The organism is bacterium, assembly GCA_026129405.1.
Taxonomy (GTDB): domain Bacteria; phylum Desulfobacterota; class Binatia; order DP-6; family DP-6; genus JAHCID01.
Genome location: JAHCID010000001.1, coordinates 1,217,042 through 1,234,106, shown reverse-complemented (window position 1 = coordinate 1,234,106; position 17,065 = coordinate 1,217,042). Strand labels below are relative to the sequence as shown.

At 70.9% G+C, this 17,065-nt stretch carries 15 protein-coding genes; 9 read left to right on the top strand and 6 right to left on the bottom strand.

Annotated features, from left to right (window positions below; genetic code table 11):
* Nucleotides 1–129: 129 nt before the first annotated feature.
* From KIT14_05635 to cysC, 3 genes are all read left to right on the top strand, one after another.
* Entirely contained in the window at nt 130–1,701 is a 1,572-nt protein-coding gene (locus tag KIT14_05635) for a B12-binding domain-containing radical SAM protein (GenBank protein MCW5890017.1), read from the top strand.
* 48 nt (nt 1,702–1,749) lie between these two features.
* A complete protein-coding gene (locus KIT14_05630; protein MCW5890016.1) occupies nt 1,750–3,267 on the top strand; it encodes a hypothetical protein in 1,518 nt (505 codons plus the stop codon).
* An 81-nt stretch (nt 3,268–3,348) separates the two neighbouring features.
* On the top strand, nt 3,349–3,963 hold the full coding sequence (gene cysC / locus KIT14_05625) for an adenylyl-sulfate kinase (GenBank protein ID MCW5890015.1): 615 nt from the start codon (nt 3,349–3,351) through the stop codon (nt 3,961–3,963).
* 12 nt (nt 3,964–3,975) lie between these two features.
* Here the strand turns inward: cysC and KIT14_05620 are convergent, their stop codons facing one another.
* The gene (locus KIT14_05620) at nt 3,976–4,374 is read right to left on the bottom strand and encodes a hypothetical protein (GenBank protein ID MCW5890014.1); all 399 of its coding nucleotides are present in this window, start codon (nt 4,372–4,374) and stop codon (nt 3,976–3,978) included.
* Between the two features lie 176 nt (nt 4,375–4,550).
* Here KIT14_05620 and KIT14_05615 point away from each other — a divergent pair, with 176 nt between their 5' ends.
* From KIT14_05615 to KIT14_05600, 4 genes are all read left to right on the top strand, one after another.
* Nucleotides 4,551–5,108 (top strand): Lrp/AsnC family transcriptional regulator, encoded by a 558-nt coding sequence (locus KIT14_05615; protein ID MCW5890013.1) that lies wholly within the window; start codon nt 4,551–4,553, stop codon nt 5,106–5,108.
* A 4-nt stretch (nt 5,109–5,112) separates the two neighbouring features.
* Nucleotides 5,113–9,624: a glutamate synthase large subunit gene (gene gltB, locus KIT14_05610; GenBank protein ID MCW5890012.1), complete on the top strand. Its 4,512-nt coding sequence runs from the start codon at nt 5,113–5,115 to the stop codon at nt 9,622–9,624.
* Between the two features lie 16 nt (nt 9,625–9,640).
* Nucleotides 9,641–11,083, top strand: a complete 1,443-nt coding sequence (locus KIT14_05605) for a glutamate synthase subunit beta (protein MCW5890011.1) — start codon at nt 9,641–9,643, stop codon at nt 11,081–11,083.
* Between the two features lie 194 nt (nt 11,084–11,277).
* Nucleotides 11,278–11,682: a hypothetical protein gene (locus tag KIT14_05600; GenBank protein MCW5890010.1), complete on the top strand. Its 405-nt coding sequence runs from the start codon at nt 11,278–11,280 to the stop codon at nt 11,680–11,682.
* Between the two features lie 10 nt (nt 11,683–11,692).
* Here the strand turns inward: KIT14_05600 and KIT14_05595 are convergent, their stop codons facing one another.
* Genes KIT14_05595 through KIT14_05580 form a run of 4 tightly spaced genes read right to left on the bottom strand, consistent with a single transcriptional unit; the run spans nt 11,693 to nt 13,539 of the window.
* On the bottom strand, nt 11,693–12,265 hold the full coding sequence (locus tag KIT14_05595) for an NAD(P)H-dependent oxidoreductase (protein MCW5890009.1): 573 nt from the start codon (nt 12,263–12,265) through the stop codon (nt 11,693–11,695).
* Nucleotides 12,266–12,297: 32 nt separating this feature from the next.
* Nucleotides 12,298–12,927, bottom strand: a complete 630-nt coding sequence (locus KIT14_05590; protein MCW5890008.1) for an HAD hydrolase-like protein — start codon at nt 12,925–12,927, stop codon at nt 12,298–12,300.
* A gap of 10 nt (nt 12,928–12,937) precedes the next feature.
* Entirely contained in the window at nt 12,938–13,141 is a 204-nt protein-coding gene (locus KIT14_05585) for a hypothetical protein (GenBank protein ID MCW5890007.1), read from the bottom strand.
* 17 nt (nt 13,142–13,158) lie between these two features.
* The gene (locus tag KIT14_05580; GenBank protein MCW5890006.1) at nt 13,159–13,539 is read right to left on the bottom strand and encodes an RNA-binding protein; all 381 of its coding nucleotides are present in this window, start codon (nt 13,537–13,539) and stop codon (nt 13,159–13,161) included.
* 210 nt (nt 13,540–13,749) lie between these two features.
* On the opposite strand from KIT14_05580, the gene KIT14_05575 reads away from it, so the two are divergent.
* The gene (locus KIT14_05575) at nt 13,750–14,286 is read left to right on the top strand and encodes a CBS domain-containing protein (GenBank protein MCW5890005.1); all 537 of its coding nucleotides are present in this window, start codon (nt 13,750–13,752) and stop codon (nt 14,284–14,286) included.
* Between the two features lie 7 nt (nt 14,287–14,293).
* On the opposite strand, the gene KIT14_05570 is transcribed toward KIT14_05575, so the two are convergent.
* Nucleotides 14,294–16,114, bottom strand: coding sequence for a carboxylesterase family protein (locus KIT14_05570; protein ID MCW5890004.1), 1,821 nt, complete (start codon nt 16,112–16,114; stop codon nt 14,294–14,296).
* A 99-nt stretch (nt 16,115–16,213) separates the two neighbouring features.
* Here KIT14_05570 and KIT14_05565 point away from each other — a divergent pair, with 99 nt between their 5' ends.
* On the top strand, nt 16,214–17,050 hold the full coding sequence (locus tag KIT14_05565) for an enoyl-CoA hydratase (protein ID MCW5890003.1): 837 nt from the start codon (nt 16,214–16,216) through the stop codon (nt 17,048–17,050).
* Nucleotides 17,051–17,065 lie beyond the last annotated feature (15 nt).

Below are 17,065 nucleotides of genomic sequence, written 5' to 3'. Positions count from 1 at the left end.
CGCACTAGCACGGCAGCCCGCGGGACGAGAAACTACTTGAGCTTCCTCGTTCTTCCGGGTTAGGTGGATCCTCCCGCCGGAAGCGCCGCAATAGCGGAGCTGTGTCCGGCGGCCGTCAGGAGGGGATCGATGGCTCGGATCGCGTTGGTGAAGCTCTTCACCGGGCTCAACCTGGCAGTGTCACAGCTGTCGGGAGAGCTGCAGCGCGCCGGCCACGACAGTCGCATCATCTACTTCAAGGACTTCCTCGTCGTGCCGCTCGAGGAGGCCCCTCGCTACGAGGTCAGCGACTACCCCGGCGTGCTCGTCGGTGCGCGCGCGCGCGAGTCGGTGTGGAACTGCTACCGGCCGGTGTCGGAGCAGGAGTACCAGCTGCTCTTCGCCGAGCTGCGCAAGTTCGATCCGCAGATGATCGGCCTCAGCCTCACCTCGCTGCCGATAAAGCCGGCGGCCGAGGTGACGCAGCGCCTCAAGGCGGAGTTCCCGAACGTGCCGATCATCTGGGGCGGCTCCGGGCCGACGCTCGAGCCCGACCGCTGCATCGCGTTCTGCGATCTCGTCTGCGTCGGCGAGGGCGAGCAGGCCCTCCTCGACCTGGCGCAGCGCCTCGACGCCGGCGCGCCGCTGACCGACGTTCCCGGCGTGTGGGCGAAGGCGCCCGACGGCACGGTCGTCAAGAACCCCGGCCGGCCGCTGATCGAGCTCGAGGACCTCGCCATCCCCGACTTCGATCCGGTGCGGACGATGCGCATCAACGACGACCGCATCTCCTACGACGTCTACCCGCCGAACCTCGGCACCCAGTACATCATCATGACCACGCGCGGGTGCCCGTTCTCGTGCTCGTTCTGCATCGAGAGCGTCTACCAGGACAAGTTCGGCAAGAAGAACCATCTCCGCCGTCGCTCGGTCGACGTCGTCATGAAGGAGCTGGTCGAGGCGAAGAAGAAGTTCCCCTTCATCCGCTCGGTGATGTTCTACGACGACGTCTTCACGACGCACCCGCGCTGGCTGAAGGAGTTCTGCGCCCGCTACAAGCGCGAGGTCGGCCTGCCCTTCTGGTGCTACACATATCCCACCACCACCAAGAAGGACGAGATCGAGATGCTGCACGACGCCGGCTGCGTCTCGATGACGATGGGCATCCAGTCGGGCAGCGAGGAGATCCTGACCAACGACTTCAACCGCCCGGTCGCGCGCACGAAGGCCGTCGAGGCTGCGCAGATCCTGCTCGACGTCGGCGTCGAGTGCTACTTCGATCTCATCACGCGCGTGCAGTTCGAGAGCGAGCGCCACGCCCGCGAGACGTTCGAGTTCCTCTGCGACCTACCGGTCGGCATGAAGACCGTCGGCTTCGGGCACATGACCGCCTTCCCGACCTACGGCTACACCAAGAAGGTCGAGGCCGAGAACGCGCGCGTCTCGATGAGCGACCGCGAGTACGCCTACTGGCATCGCCTGTACCTCCTCACCCGCACGCCGATGCCGCGGCCGCTCGTGCGCCTGGTCGGCAAGGTGCCGCTCTTCCGCCGCTTCCCGCGCCTCATCGACCCGATGCTGCCGAAGGAGCTGCCGAGCTTCTTCCTCGGCGGCGACGACGGCCAGGAGTCCGAGATCATGAACCTGCCGCACGCGCAGGCGGTGATCCCGGGCGGCGAGCTCGACCGCGGGCTGCCCGGCGCGTCTTCGAGCCTCCAGTAGGCGGCGCGGACGCCCCGCGCCTCGACGACGGGACGCGACGTGGAGCCGGTGGCCGAATCGCGCCTCGGGCGCGTGGTCGTCGGAGCGGCGCCCGTCGTCCTCGCCGGGCTCGCCTATCACGGCCTGCGGCTGACGTTCTTCAACGCGGACGACTTCTTCCACCTCTACCAGGTCGCCGACGGCCACACGCTCGAGCGCCTCTTCCAGCCGCACGGGGGCCATCTCCTCGCCGTGTGGCACCTCGTCTTCGCGGGCTTCTTCCACCTCTTCGGCATCGACGCGACCCGCTGGGGGCTCGCGGTGCTCGCCACCCATCTCGTCAACACGGCCCTCCTGTGGGACGTCATCCGCCTCCTCACGGGCGCGCCGCGCCTCGCCGCGGTGCTGGCGACGTGCTGGGCGACCGCCGCGATCCAGGACGGCACGCTCGGCTGGTACTCCGTCTACGGCCAGGTCCTGGCCACGACGTTGCTCCTGCTGACGCTGCGCTCGATGCAGCGCCGGCGCGAGGCGCGGCCGGTCCCCTGGCCGACGCTCGCCGCCTGGTGGGCGGCGCAGATGGCGGCGGCGATGTGCTTCGGCATCGGGCTCGCGGTGGCGATGGCCCTGCCGGTCGTCGCCCTCGTCTTCCTGCCCGCGGGCGCGCTCGACCGCCCGCGCCGCCTGGCCCTGTGGTCGTTGCCGGTGGCGCTGATCCTCGTCTGGATCGCGGCCATGCTGCCATTCGTGGGGCCGGGCTCGGCGACGGCGGCAGCCGGACCGAAGCTGCTCGGCGTAACGCTGCTCTACGGCCCGCGCTTCCTCGTGGAGCTGATCGGCACGAGCGCGTCGACCGTCGTGCTGGCCCCGTTCACCCGGGCGACGCTCTTCCCCGCGCCGATCGCGGTCGCGGCGGCGCTCGCCTGCGCCGCGCTGGTCGGCGTCACGGCCTGGCGCCGGCCTGCGACCCGGCGCACGCTGGCGGCGCTGCTGGTCGTGATCGTCGTCGGCTACGGCTCGATCGCGGCGGGGCGCGCCGCGCTCTATGCCGCCTTCTCGCAGGTCGTCCAAAGCGGCGCGTACGGGCCGATCGAGCCGCGCTATCACTATCTCGGCACGGCGGTGCTCGCGGCGACGCTCGGCACGGCCGTCGCCCCATGGCTGGCCGCGGTCCCGGTCGCGCTGGCGAGCGGCGCGTTCATCGTCTTCGCCGGGGCCACGGCGGCGGCCCTCGTCCTGGCACCGCTGCCGCTCGATCACCACGACGCCGCCCGCCGGGCCGTCTGGCGCCTCTTCGTCCAGCTCGGCCAAGCGGCCAAGGACGCGCCGCCCGGGGCGACGATCCGGGTGCCGAACAAGCGCTTCACGCCGGTCGGCGTCATGGTGGTCCGGGACGACGCGGCCTTCCCGGGCATCGCCGCGGTGTTCCTCACCTGGCGCCCGGACGGGACCCTCGCCGACCACCGCATCCTGTTCGAGGTGGCCGATCCCGCCGTCCTCGCTCGGCTCCAGGCCGATCCGGCGGCGCCGATCGCGCGCATCGTGACCGCGCCGGCAGCCCCCACGCCGCCGCCCCCGCGACCCTGACGGCACGGGGCCCCGCACGGCGCAACGCGTGGCGTCCGCGCTTGCCGCAGCGCGGCCGGGTCCGGTAAAGCTTCCGCCCCTATGGCGGAGCAGAAGGCCACCAACATCGTCTGGCATCAGGGCGCGGTGACGCGCGACGACCGGCAGAAGCTGAACGGCCACCAGGGAGCCACGATCTGGCTCACCGGGCTGTCCGGCTCCGGCAAGTCGACCATCGCGGTCGACCTCGAGAAGCGGCTCGCCGAGCGCGGCGTGCGCACCTACATCCTCGACGGCGACAACATCCGACACGGGCTCAACAAGAACCTCGGCTTCTCGCCCGAGGACCGCACCGAGAACATCCGTCGCATCGGCGAGGTCGCGAAGCTCTTCACCGACGCGGGCGTCGTGGCGTTGACGGCGTTCATCTCGCCCTACCGCGCCGACCGCGACCAGGTCCGCGCGATCATGGGCGACGGCGACTTCGTCGAGGTGCACGTCGACTGCCCGGTCGAGGTCTGCGAGCAGCGCGACGTGAAGGGTCTCTACAAGAAGGCCCGCGCCGGCGAGATCAAGGAGTTCACCGGCATCTCGGCGCCCTACGAGGCCCCCGAGAAGGCCGAGCTCAAGATCAACACCGCCGGCCAGTCGGTCGAGGACAGCGCGAAGCAGATCCTCGCCTACCTCGAGTCGAAGGGCGTCGTCCCCAAGGCCTGACCGTCGCGGCCGCTAGCGCGGCTGCATGTTCATCAACGCGCCGCCGCCGGGGGAGAGGAAGACCTTTCCCCCGGGGGCGAAGCGCACCACGGGCTGCTCGGTCTTCGCGTCGAGCACCGCGACCGTCCCCTGCGGGACGCTCGCCTGCCACTTCTCGCGCCAGGCGACCGCCGCCTCGCGGCGTGCGTCCTCCGACTTCCGGTACCAGTCGGGATCGACGCGGACGACGAGCACGCGCGGATTGGCGCTGTCGCGCTCGACCTCGGCGACACCGAGCTTGCCGCGCGCATCTGCGGCGCCCAGCTCCGCCACCACTTCCTCCGGCGTCGCGGCCGCGCGCAGCGGCGGTGCTGCCGCCAGCAGCGCGAGCACGATCGCCACCCAGAGACCCGACGCCATGGCGCTGTTCATGTCGACCTGACGCCATGAATCGACGTCGGATTCGATACCCTTCGTGAGCCGCGACGTGTCATGGGCCCCACCGGGGGGACCAGGCCATTCGACAGGACGCACGCTCAGCCTAATGACCCGTTGACAGGGTACAAACACGCTGGCTATTCGTTCGGCTCCCCCTGGGGGTGTGCCTCATGAAATTCGGAAGCCACGCAGACGCCGAGTTGGATGACATCGACCTGCGCATCCTCGCCGCGCTCCAGGAGGACTGCCGCACGCCGCTGACGCGGCTCGGCGAGCGCGTCGGCTTGAGCGCGCCGTCGGTGCTCGAGCGCATCAAGAAGCTCGAAGCCGCGCGCGTGGTGACCGGCTACCACGCCGCCCTCGACGCACGGCGTCTCGGGCTCGACGTCACGGCGTTCATCGGCGTGCTGGCGAGCAGCGCCGACCTCATCGCGCGCTTCGAGGAGTGCATCACGGCGATGGACGAGGTGCTCGAGTGCCACCACGTCACCGGGGAGTTCACGCTGCTCCTCAAGGTGAAGACGGCGGACACCTCGAGCCTCGAGCGCCTCATCAGCCGCATCCGCGCGCTCGACGGCGTGTCGCGTACCGATACCAGCGTCGTGCTGTCCACGCTGGCCGAGCGCGCCCAGATCCTGCTGCCCGCGGCGACCGAGGCCGCGACGCCGCCGATGCCCAAGCGACAGAAGCGCAACGGAGAGCGCAATCAACTTCTCCGCGGAGCCTGATCCCATGAGCTACCTTCGCGATCCCCGCATCCACCACGACGCGTGCGGCGTCGGCTTCGTCGCCAACGTGAAGGGCGAGCGCTCGCATCAGATCGTCGAGCGCGGCCTCCTGGTGCTGCGCAACCTCACGCACCGCGGCGCCTGCGGCTGCGATCCGCTCACCGGCGACGGCGCCGGCATCCTGATCCAGCTTCCCGACGCCTTCCTGCGCCGCGAGGCGAAGAGCGCGCGCATCCACAACCTGCCCGGACCCGGACGCTACGGCGTCGGCATGGTGTTCCTCCCCGAGGAGGTCAACCAGCGCAACGAGTGCGAGCGCATCCTCGAGAAGGTCATCCGCGAGGAGGGGCAGACGCCGCTCGGCTGGCGCAAGGTGCCGGTGAACGTCGAGGCCCCCGGCCCGCAGGCGCGCAGCGTGATGCCGAAGGTGCGCCAGATCTTCGTCGGCGCCGGCCGCGACGCCGACACCCAGGAGCAGTTCGAGCGCAAGCTCTACGTGATCCGCAAGCGCGTCGAGCACCTGGTGCGCACCTCGACCATGCCCGAGGCCGATCGCTTCTACGTGCCGAGCCTGTCGTCGCGCACCATCGTCTACAAGGGCCTGCTGCTGCCGGAGCAGATGCCGGCCTTCTACCACGACCTGGAAGACCCGCTGTGCGTTTCGGCGCTGGCGCTCGTCCACCAGCGCTTCTCGACCAACACGTTCCCGTCGTGGGACCGCGCGCACCCGTACCGCTACGTGGCGCACAACGGCGAGATCAACACGCTGCGCGGCAACGTGAACTGGATGAACGCGCGCCAGGCGATGTTCGCGTCGGACGAGTTCGACGACGTCACCAAGCTCTTCCCGATCTGCGACCCCGCCACCAGCGACTCGGGCAACTTCGACAACGCGCTCGAGCTGCTCGTGCACACCGGCCGCTCGCTGCCCCACGCCGTCATGATGATGATCCCCGAGGCGTGGCAGAACCACGAGGGCATGAGCGCGACGAAGAAGGCGTTCTACCAGTACCACTCGTCGCTCATGGAGCCGTGGGACGGCCCGGCGTCGATCGCCTTCACCGACGGCACGGTCATCGGCGCGATCCTCGACCGCAACGGCCTGCGGCCCTCGCGTTACGTGGTCACGAAGGACGGCTTCGTCGTCATGGCGTCCGAGGTCGGCGTGCTGCCGATCGCGCCCGACAACGTCGAGCACAAGGACCGCCTGCAGCCCGGCCGCATGTTCCTCGTCGACACGGCGCAGGGGCGCATCGTCGGCGACGAGGAGCTGAAGGAGTCGATCGCGACGCGGAAGCCCTACCGCACGTGGCTCGACATGCATCTCCGCCTGGTGGGCGACCTGCCCGCGCCGGCCGACGTGCCGCCGGCCTACATGCCCGACACGCTGCTCACGCGGCAGCAGGCCTTCGGCTACACGATCGAGGACCTCCGCATCCTCATGACGCCCATGGCCCTCAACGGCCAGGAGGCGGTGGGCTCGATGGGCACGGACACGCCGCTCGCGGTGCTGTCCGACAAGCCGCAGCTGCTGTTCGCATACTTCAAGCAGCTCTTCGCCCAGGTGACGAACCCGCCGATCGATCCGATCCGCGAGGAGCTGTTCATGTCGCTCGAGACCACCGTCGGTCCCGAGCAGAACCTCTTCGAGGAGACGCCGGAGCACTGCGGCCAGCTGCGCCTCACGAGCCCCATCCTCACCAACGAGGAGCTGGCGCAGGTGAAGGCGCTCGACGGCGTGCCGCTGCGCGCGACCACGCTGCCGATCCTCTTCCACGCCGGCCTCGGCGGCGAAGGCCTCGAGGCGGCGCTCGACGAGCTGTGCGAGCGCGCCTCCGACGCCATCGCCCAGGGCTACACGATCCTCGTGCTCTCCGACCGCGGCGTCACCGACCGCAAGGTGGCGATCCCGAGCCTGCTGGCGACGGCCGCCGTGCACCATCACCTGATCCGCGAGGGCACCCGCATGCGCTGCGGCATCGTCGTCGAGTCGGGCGAGCCGCGCGAGGTGCAGCACTTCTGCCTGCTGCTCGGCTACGGCGCGGGCGCGGTGAACCCGTATCTCGCCTACGAGACGCTGCGTGACATGGAGATGGAGGGCGTCATCCGCGGCGTCGACCAGGACGAGGCGCTCTACAACTACCGCAAGGCGATCGACAAGGGCGTCCTCAAGGTCATGACCAAGATGGGCATCTCGACGCTGCAGAGCTATCGCGGCGCCCAGATCTTCGAGGCCATCGGCCTCGGCCGCGAGGTCGTCGACCGCTACTTCACGCGCACGGCGTCGCGCATCGAGGGCATCGGGCTCGACGTCATCGCCGAGGAGGCGCAGCAGCGCCACGACCACGCGTTCAAGGTCTCGCCGGCGCTCGACGGCGAGCTCGACGCCGGCGGCCAGTACCAGTGGCGCCGCCGCGGCGAGCACCACATGTACAACCCGAGCTCGATCGCCAAGCTCCAGCACTCCGTGCGCGCGGGCAACTACCGCATGTTCAAGGAGTACTCGACGATCGTGAACGACGAGAGCCGGCGGCTGTGCACCATCCGCGGCCTGCTCACGTTCAAGCCGGGCAACCCGATCCCACTCGACGACGTCGAGCCGGCGTCGGCGATCGTGAAGCGCTTCAAGACCGGCGCGATGTCGCTCGGCTCGATCAGCCGCGAGGCGCACGAGAACCTCGCCATCGCGATGAACCGCCTCGGCGGCAAGTCGAACACCGGCGAGGGCGGGGAAGACCCCGTCCGCTACCTGCCCGATGCGAACGGCGACTCACGCCGCAGCGCGATCAAGCAGGTGGCATCGGGCCGCTTCGGCGTCACCAGCTACTACCTCGTCAACGCCGACGAGCTGCAGATCAAGATGGCGCAGGGCGCGAAGCCCGGCGAGGGCGGGCAGCTCCCCGGCCACAAGGTCGACGAGTACATCGCCAGGATCCGCTACTCGACGCCGGGCGTCGGCCTGATCTCGCCGCCGCCGCACCACGACATCTACTCCATCGAGGACCTGGCGCAGCTCATCCACGACCTCAAGAACTCCAACGACCGCGCGCGCATCAGCGTGAAGCTGGTGGCCGAGGTCGGCGTCGGGACGGTCGCGGCGGGCGTGTCGAAGGCGAAGGCCGACGTCGTGCTCATCAGCGGCTACGAGGGCGGCACGGGCGCGTCGCCGCTGACGTCGATCAAGCACGCGGGCATCCCGTGGGAGCTGGGGCTCGCCGAGACGCAGCAGATCCTGGTCGCCAACGACCTGCGCGGCCGCATCCGCGTCGAGACCGACGGGCAGCTGAAGACGGGCCGCGACGTCGCGGTGGCGGCGCTGCTCGGCGCCGAGGAGTTCGGCTTCGCGTCGTCGGCGCTGGTGGCGTCGGGCTGCATCATGATGCGCGTCTGCCACCTGAACACCTGCCCGGTGGGCATCGCCACCCAGGACCCCCGCCTGCGCAAGAAGTTCGAGGGCAAGCCCGAGCACGTCGTGAACTTCATGACCTTCATCGCCGAGGAGCTGCGCGAGATCATGGCCGAGCTCGGCTTCCGCAGCATCGACGAGATGGTCGGCCGCGTCGACATGCTCGACGTGCGCGACGTCTCGGCGCACTGGAAGGCGCGCGGCGTCGACCTGTCGGCCATCCTGCACCAGCCGGACGTGCCGGCGTCGGTCGCGATCCGCTGCGTCGGCGAGCAGGACCACGGGCTCGCCACCGCGCTCGACAACACGCTCATCGCCAAGGCGGCGCCGGCGCTGGCGCGGCGCGAGCCGGTGGTGATCGAGTCGCCGATCCGCAACGTCAACCGCACCGCCTGCACGATGCTCTCGGCGGAGGTGTCGCGGCGCTTCGGCGAGGCGGGCCTGCCGCCCGAGACCATCAAGCTCGAGTTCAAGGGCTCGGCCGGCCAGAGCTTCTGCGGCTGGCTCGCGCCGGGCATCGCCGTCGAGCTCGAGGGCGACGCCAACGACTACTTCGGCAAGGGCCTCTCGGGCGGCCGCGTCGTCGTCTACCCGCCGAAGGAGGCGACGTTCGTCCCCGAGGACAACATCATCGTCGGCAACGTCTCCCTGTACGGCGCGACCGGCGGCGAGGTCTTCCTGCGCGGCCAGGCCGGCGAGCGCTTCTGCGTGCGCAACTCCGGCGCGACGGCCGTCGTCGAGGGCGTGGGCGACCACGGCTGCGAGTACATGACGAAGGGCCTGGTCGTGGTGCTGGGCGCCACGGGTCGCAACTTCGCGGCCGGCATGTCCGGCGGCGTCGCCTACGTGCTCGACGCCGACCAGCTGTTCCGCTCGCGCTGCAACGCCGGGATGGTGAGTCTCGATCCGCTGAGCGACGCCGACGCCGCCACGGTGCACGAGCTCATCCGCCGGCACTACGAGTACACGCGCTCGGGCGTGGCGTGGCGGTTGCTGTCGGGGTGGGAGGACGCGCGAGCGCAGTTCGTGAAGGTGCTGCCGACGGAGTATGCGAAGATCCTCCAGCAGCAGCACCTCGACGCCGAGGCCGCGCGCCTCGCCTCCATCTGAGTAGAGCGAGCAACCAATGGGAAAGATCACGGGATTCCTCGAGTACGAGCGGCAGGGTCCGCACAAGGAAGCGGTCGCCAGCCGGCTGAAGCACTGGAAGGAGTTCGAGGAGCCGACGCCCGAAGAGACGCTGCGCCTCCAGGGCGCGCGCTGCATGGATTGCGGCATCCCCTTCTGCCACAAGGGTTGCCCGCTCGGGAACGTCATCCCGGACTGGAACGACTTCGTCTATCGGAACCGCTGGCGCGACGCGATCGAGCGCCTGCACTCGACGAACAACTTCCCCGAGTTCACCGGCCGCATCTGTCCGGCGCCCTGCGAAGAGGCCTGCGTCCTCAACATCAACGACTCGCCGGTCACCATCAAGAACATCGAGAAGCACATCATCGACGTCGCCTGGCGCGAGGGCTGGATCCAACCGCTGGTGCCGCCGCGGCGCACCGGCAAGCGGGTGGCGATCGTGGGCTCGGGGCCGGCCGGCCTCGCCTGCGCGCAGCAGCTCGCACGCGCCGGGCACCTCGTCACGGTGTACGAGCGCGCCGACCGGATCGGCGGGCTCCTGCGCTACGGCATCCCCGACTTCAAGATGGAGAAGTGGCTGATCGACCGCCGCATGGCCCAGATGCAGGCCGAGGGCGTGTCGTTCGTGCCGAACGCCCACGTCGGCGTGAACATCTCCAGCGAGCAGCTGCGACGCGAGTTCGACGCCATCGTCATCGCCGCCGGCTCGACGCGCTCGCGCGACCTCCCCGTCCCGGGCCGCGAGCTGAACGGAATCCACTTCGCCATGGACTTCCTGCCGCAGCAGAACAAGGTCGGCGCCGGCGACACCGTCGAAGGCCAGATCAAGGCGACGGGCAAGCGCGTCGTGATCCTCGGCGGCGGCGACACGGGCTCGGACTGCCTCGGCACCTCGAACCGCCACGGCGCCGTGTCCGTGCACCAGTTCGAGCTGCTCGCCGAGCCGCCGAAGAACCGCCCCGCGCTCACCTGGCCGAACTGGCCGATGATCCTGCGCACCTCGACGTCGCACGAGGAGGGCGTCACGCGCGACTTCGGCATCAACACGAAGGGCTTCAGCGGCGACGCCGACGGCAATGTGAAGAAGCTCCACGGCGTGCGTCTCGAGTGGAGCAACGACAACGGCCGGCCGGTCATGAAGGAGATCCCGGGCAGCGAGTTCACGCTCGACGCCGACCTCGTGCTGCTGGCGCTGGGCTTCGTCGGTCCCGAGGCCGACTCGGTGATCGGCCAGCTCGGCTGCACGCTCACCGACCGCGGCAACGTCCAGGCCGGCCCGGACTACCAGACGAGCGTCCCCGGCGTCTTCGCCTGCGGCGACGCGCGGCGCGGGCAGTCGCTCGTCGTGTGGGCCATCTGGGAGGGCCGCGAGGCGGCCCGCGGGGTCGACGCCTACCTCATGGGCGAGACCCAGCTCCCGGCCAGCCCCGATCTGTGATCCGGACGCGCGGGCGGCCCCGTCGCCCGCGCATCCCGCACGGCGCCGGCGGCCGACGGCCCGGCGCCACGGTCATTCCGGCGACTGCGTCTCAGCCGCGGCGGGGCTGTGCCAGGCGCGGCACAAAGCCCCGGGGCGAGCGCGAAGGCGCCTGCTCGTGGCGACGGCACGTCTTTTGCGTCGAGCGGCTGCACATGGCTCCCCGCACCGCCTCCCAGGTCCTCATCGCCCGCCGCTATCTCGAGCGCGGCTTCCTCGACACCGCGATGCGCCTCATGGTGCGCAATGCCGCCTCGGTGGAAGCCGGAGACTGGGCCTTCCTGGTCGAGCGCCTGATGGAGCGCGGCCGCATCGTCGACGTGGTGCAGGTCTGCGCCCTCGGCGGCGTCGAGCTGCCGCGCGAGCAGCTGCTCGCGATCGGCGACACCCGCCTCCGTGCCCGCGACTTCGACGGCGCCAAGCTGCTCTACGAGATCGCCGACGCCGACACCCCGCGCTGGGAGCACTTCGTCGACGTCCTCACCTCCCTGCCCGGCCAGGAGCGCCTCGCGCTGCAGCTCGCGGAGCGACATCTCGTCTCGCTGGCGCGCGCGAGCTGAGGGTCGCGTCTCAGTAGGGCGTACCGCCGCGGCGCTCGTTGCGGAGCGCGCGCGCATACCACTCGAGCTCGTCGACGAAGCGCTTCGTGCGGCGCTCCCAGGCGGGATCGGTGGGCGTGCCGTCCTCACCGAACGCGTCCCGCACCTTCGGAACCGGCAGCGTCGACGGGATGCTCGGCATCCCAAGCTCGGCCAGCATGATGCGCAGCTGGATCGCGGCACGCACGCCGCCGAAGGAGCCGGCCGAGTACGAGACGATGGCCGACGGCTTCCAGAACCACTCCTCGAGGAAGTGGTCGAGGAGGTTCGCGAGCCCTGGCGGGACGCTCTGGTTGTACTCCGCGGTCACGAGCACCACGCCGTCGGCGCGGCGAATGTCCCCGGCGAGCCGCTCGAGCACCGGGGGCGCGCTGCCGCGGGGCCACTCCTTGTACATGCGGTCGAGGAGCGGCAGCGCCAGCTCCTTGGCGTCGAGCAGCACGACCTCGTGGCCGCGGGCTTCGAGCGTGCGCACCATGAAGCGTGCAGCGCGGATGCCCTGGCGCGCGGTGCGCACGGAGCCGTAGACGACGAGAAAGATCACTCCGTTCCGGCTCGCACGCGCCGGAGTCCCAATCAACCGCTGCCGAGGCCGAGACCCGCGACGAATGCCGGCAGCTCCGCCAACGTCGCGAGCCGCGCGGGGCTCCAGGGCGCGTCGCCGACGGCGACGAAGGCGACGCCCGCCGCCTCGGCGGCGAGCAGGTCGCCGCGCGCGTCGCCGACGTAGAGCGCAGCGGCGGGCGCGACGCCGAGACGCACGAGGCACTCGGTGATGACGTCGGGGTGCGGCTTCGGGCGCGGCACGTCCTCGATGCCGACGGCGGCATCGAGGAACGCGCCGAGGCCGAAGTGCTCCACGACGCCCGTCACCGTGCGCCCGCGGTTCGTCGCCATGCCCAGACGATGCGATCCACGCAGCGTGCCGAGCACGTCGAAGAGCCCGGCCGCGGGGGCCATGAGCGCGTAGAACGGGGTGTAGTCGATGGTGCGCCCGAGCTCGCGGGCACGCTCGAGCCGGGTGGGATCGTCCGCGAACATGCGCTCGATCACCTCCGGCCCGGAGAGGACGTGCGCCGCCGCCTCCAACGACGCCTCCATCGGCCCCAGACCGAGGGCCGACCGGATCGCGTTGTAGTAGGCGACGTTGGCGTCCCAGGAATCGAAGAGGACGCCGTCGCAGTCGAAGACGACCGCCGAGCGCACGCTCGGCGGTCTAGTCGTAGTCGAAATCTTCGAGAGGGGGCTGTGGCCCGGGCACGATGCCCGCGATGTCCGGATCCTCGCCGTTGGCGACCTGCGGACGATCGAGCTTGGCGGCGTCGCGCTCCCGCCGCTTCTCTTCCTTCTTGGAGCGCTTCTCCGCGCGCCGCTGCTCTTTTTGTCGCTTGGTGACCGACGGACGACGGCTTGCAGCCATTTACCCTCCTGGACGGATCAGAACCTCGGACGCCCGCCGCCGCCCCCGCGGCCCCCGCCGAAGCCGCCGCGGCCGCCACCGCCGCCACCGCCGCGGCCGAAGCCACCGCCACCAGGGCCACGTCCGCCGCCACCGCCACCGCGGTCCGGACGCTCCATCGCCTCGCTGACGCGCAGCCGGCGGCCGCCCAGCTCCTGCCCGTCGAGGGCCGTGATGGCCGCCTGGGCATCACGGTCGGAGCCCATCGTCACGAAGCCGAAGCCCCGCGACCGTCCCGTCGCCCGGTCCATGATGATGGCGACCTCGCGGACCTCACGCCCGTCGCCCCCGAAGGCATCCTTCAGCTCGTCCTCCGACAGCTCGAAGGACAGGTTCCCGACATACAGCTTCGTGCCCACTCGACGTTCTCCTCTTTCCGTTGCCAATGCCATTCGCTGGAATACGTCCGAGCGGGCGGATCCAGAAACTGGCGTGGGGCTTCGTTGCCAGTAGTGCGGCTATCATCGGCAGGGTGGAGCCGCAAGATGGACTTTTCCGTCCATTCACCCGGGTTTACAGGTTCGCGGCAACGGGTGTAGGGCGACGGGGAGTCCGAAGGGAGGTCCACCATGAGCCCCGAGATCGAGGAGGAGATGGACGTCGCCAGCGTCGATCTCCCACCGCGGTTGGGCCCCGTGCTCGACAAGCGCGCCGTCCACGAGCCGATCCGCCGCCTGAACCCACGCTCGCCGCTGACCGTCGCGCCCGACGCGAGCCTCGCCGAAGCGGTGCGCATCATGCGCGAGCGGCACGTCGGATGCGTCCTCGTGGTCGAGGCGGGATCGGGGCGCGTGATCGGCATCCTCACCGAGCGCGACCTGCTCCTCAAGCTGGAGGCCGCCGACCTCGAGCGCCCGGTGCATCTACTGATGACGCCGAACCCGGAGACGCTGAGCCCCGACGATCCGATCGTCTACTGCCTGCACCGCATGAGCGTCGGCGACTACCGGCACGTGCCGCTCGTCGACGCCGCCGGGCGCGCGGTCGGCATCGTCTCGGTGAAGGACATCGTGCACTACCTGGTGAGCTTCTTCGCGGGCGACGTCCTGACGCTGCCGCCCGACCCGGTACGCGACGAGGGCTGGCTGCGGCGCGACGGGGCCTGAGGCACCGTCACTCCCAGGGATAGCCGTCGAAGGGAAAGTCGGGGCAGCGCACCGCGTAGTCGTCGCGGTCGGTGCCGCGTCCCCACACGACCAGCTCGTGGTGGATGCGGCAGCGGTCGCGCGGCGTGGCGAGGCGCGGATCGCGCGCGACGGCGTCGAGCACCGCGGTGCGCGTCACCTCCTCGCTCACCATGCGCAGACCGCCGCCCGCCGGCGTGTCGAGCACGAGGCAGCGCGGGGCGCCCGGCGCCGGGTCCCAGCGCGTCCACGCCGTCGCGCTGCCGTCGCGGCCCTGGCCCGGATCGCCGCCGACGGCGAGCTGCGTCCAGTACGACGCCATCTGCGCGCCGAGGACGTTGCGGCCGCCGAGGTTGTCGTCGTCGAACACCGCGTTCGCGGCGCGACCGAGATCCCAATGCCCGAAGACGAACGGGATCTCGAAGCCGTGCGCGGCGCCGAGCAGCTGCGAGAGATCGGTACCGAAGACGGTCGGCTCCTCGTCCCAATCGAAGCGATAGACCCACACGGGGGTTCCCGCCGCGGCGAGGCGCGCAGCCGGCTCGTCGGCGCCGGTCGCCTTCCACATGCGCGAGTGGTACTCGGCGCTGAGGTCGTACCAGCGCGGATCGCGGATGCGCGGGAAGAGCCCGAAGAGCTTCCACACGCGCGCCGGGTCGTTGGCCATGAAGAGCTTCATCTCGTCGCGGTTCGTGCCGACCATCACGGGTACGGCGGCATGACCGCCGGCGCGCGCCAGCAAGTCGAGCGGCTCCTCGGTGGGGATCACGGTCCCCTCACGGATCACGAGCGGCATCTGGATGAGCCCGCTGCCGCCCTCGCCCGGCGGGTAGGCGCGCATGATCGACGCCGCGGGCAGCGCCCGCATCGCCGCGCCGAGCGCGCCCGGCGCGGCGGCGTCGACCAGCGCCCGCGCGGCGGCGGGGTCGGCGGCCTCGTGCTCGGCGACGAGAAGCCGCGCCAACGCGTCGGCGCTGCCGTTCGCGGGGCCGGGCGAGGGCGCGGCCTGGCGCCCCTCCGCCGCGTCGATGGTGGCGAAGTGCAGGCCGCCGCTCTGGGCGATCGCCCGGTGGAAGAGACCGCGTGCGGGCGGCGCCACGAGCAGGCCGAAGACGTCGGTGGCACCGGCCGACTCGCCGAAGATCGTGACGTTGCTGGGATCGCCGCCGAACGCGGCGACGTTGTCGCGCACCCATTCGAGGGCGCGAATCATGTCGAGCGTGCCGAAGTTGCCGCTGCGGTCCTCGGGGCTCGCGTCCGGCGACTGCACCGCGGGATGGCGGAACCATCCCATCGGACCCAGGCGGTACTGGATCGCGACGACGACCACCTGCTGCGTCTGCGCGAGATGTCCACCGTCGTAGAAGCGCGTCGTGCCGATGGTGTTGCCGCCGCCGTGGATCCAGACCATCACCGGCCAGCGTGCGCCGGCGATCGCCTCGGAGGCGACGCGCGGCGCCCAGACGTCGAGCGTCAGGCAGTCCTCGTCGCCGACCACCTCGCCGGCGCCGCCGGTCACGCCGCCGAAGATGCTCGCGTACTGGACGCACGCCACGCCTGGCGCCAGCGCCTCGCGCACGTCGCGCCACGGCGCCGCCGGCGCCGGCGCGCGCCAGCGGCGCGCACCCGTGGGCGGCTCGGCGTACGGCAGGCCGCGCCAGGCGTGGCTGCCGTAGCGGCCGGTGAAGCCGACGACCGGGCCTGCGGGTGGCGTACGCTGCGAGGTGGGATCGACGCTGATCGGCGGCGCGCCTCGCCCGCAAGCGAGCAAGGCAGCGAGTCCCAATGCCAGCAGCGGGCCACGTCGCATGCGCCCGTGTCGCACGCCGCGCCGCCAGCCGCCAGCCGCCAGCCGCGCGTTGTCCTCGATGCGACGCCTCTGGTACTCGGCGCGACGGAGGTTCGTCGGATGTATCAGGAGATCGAGTACGCGGTGGACGACCCGGTCGCCACCATCACGCTCCACCGCCCGCAGGCGCTGAACGCATGGACGATGCGCATGGGCGCCGAGGTGAAGCATGCGCTGGCGGCGGCCGAGAACGACCCGCGCGTCGTCGGCATCGTGATCACCGGCGCCGGCCGCGGCTTCTGTGCGGGGGCCGATCTGAACGACCTGCGCAGCATGACCGAGGGCCAGGCACCGGCCGATCCCTCCGCCGAGCTCGCCGCCGACCCCGGCGACCCGGAGGCCGGAGCGTCGTTCCGCGGCACCTACACCTACGTGATCTCGGTGCGGAAGCCGGTGATCGCGGCGATCAACGGCCCGGTCGCCGGCATGGCGATCCCGATCGTGCTGGCCTGCGACCTCCGCTTCGCCTCCGACCGCGCCACCTTCACCACCGCCTTTTCGCGTCGCGGGCTGATCGCCGAGTGGGGCGTCAGCTGGCTGCTGCCGCGCGTCGTCGGCACCGCGCACGCGCTCGATCTCCTCTTCTCCGCCCGCCGCGTCGACGCCGAGGAGGCGGCGCGCATCGGGCTCGTCAACCGCGTCGTGCCGCACGACGAGCTGCTTGCGGCAACGCGCGCCTACGTCGCCGACCTGGCCGCCAATTGCTCGCCCGCGTCGATGGCGGTCATGAAGCGGCAGGTCTGGCAGCACTGGGAGAGCGAGCTCGGCCCGGCCGAGAAGGAGGCGATCCGCCTCATGCTCGACAGCTTCAATCGGCCCGACTTCCGCGAGGGCGTCGTGTCGTTTCTCGAGAAGCGGCCGCCGCGCTTCCGCCGCATCGGCGAGACCGAGGCCTGACGCCGTCTCCGGAGG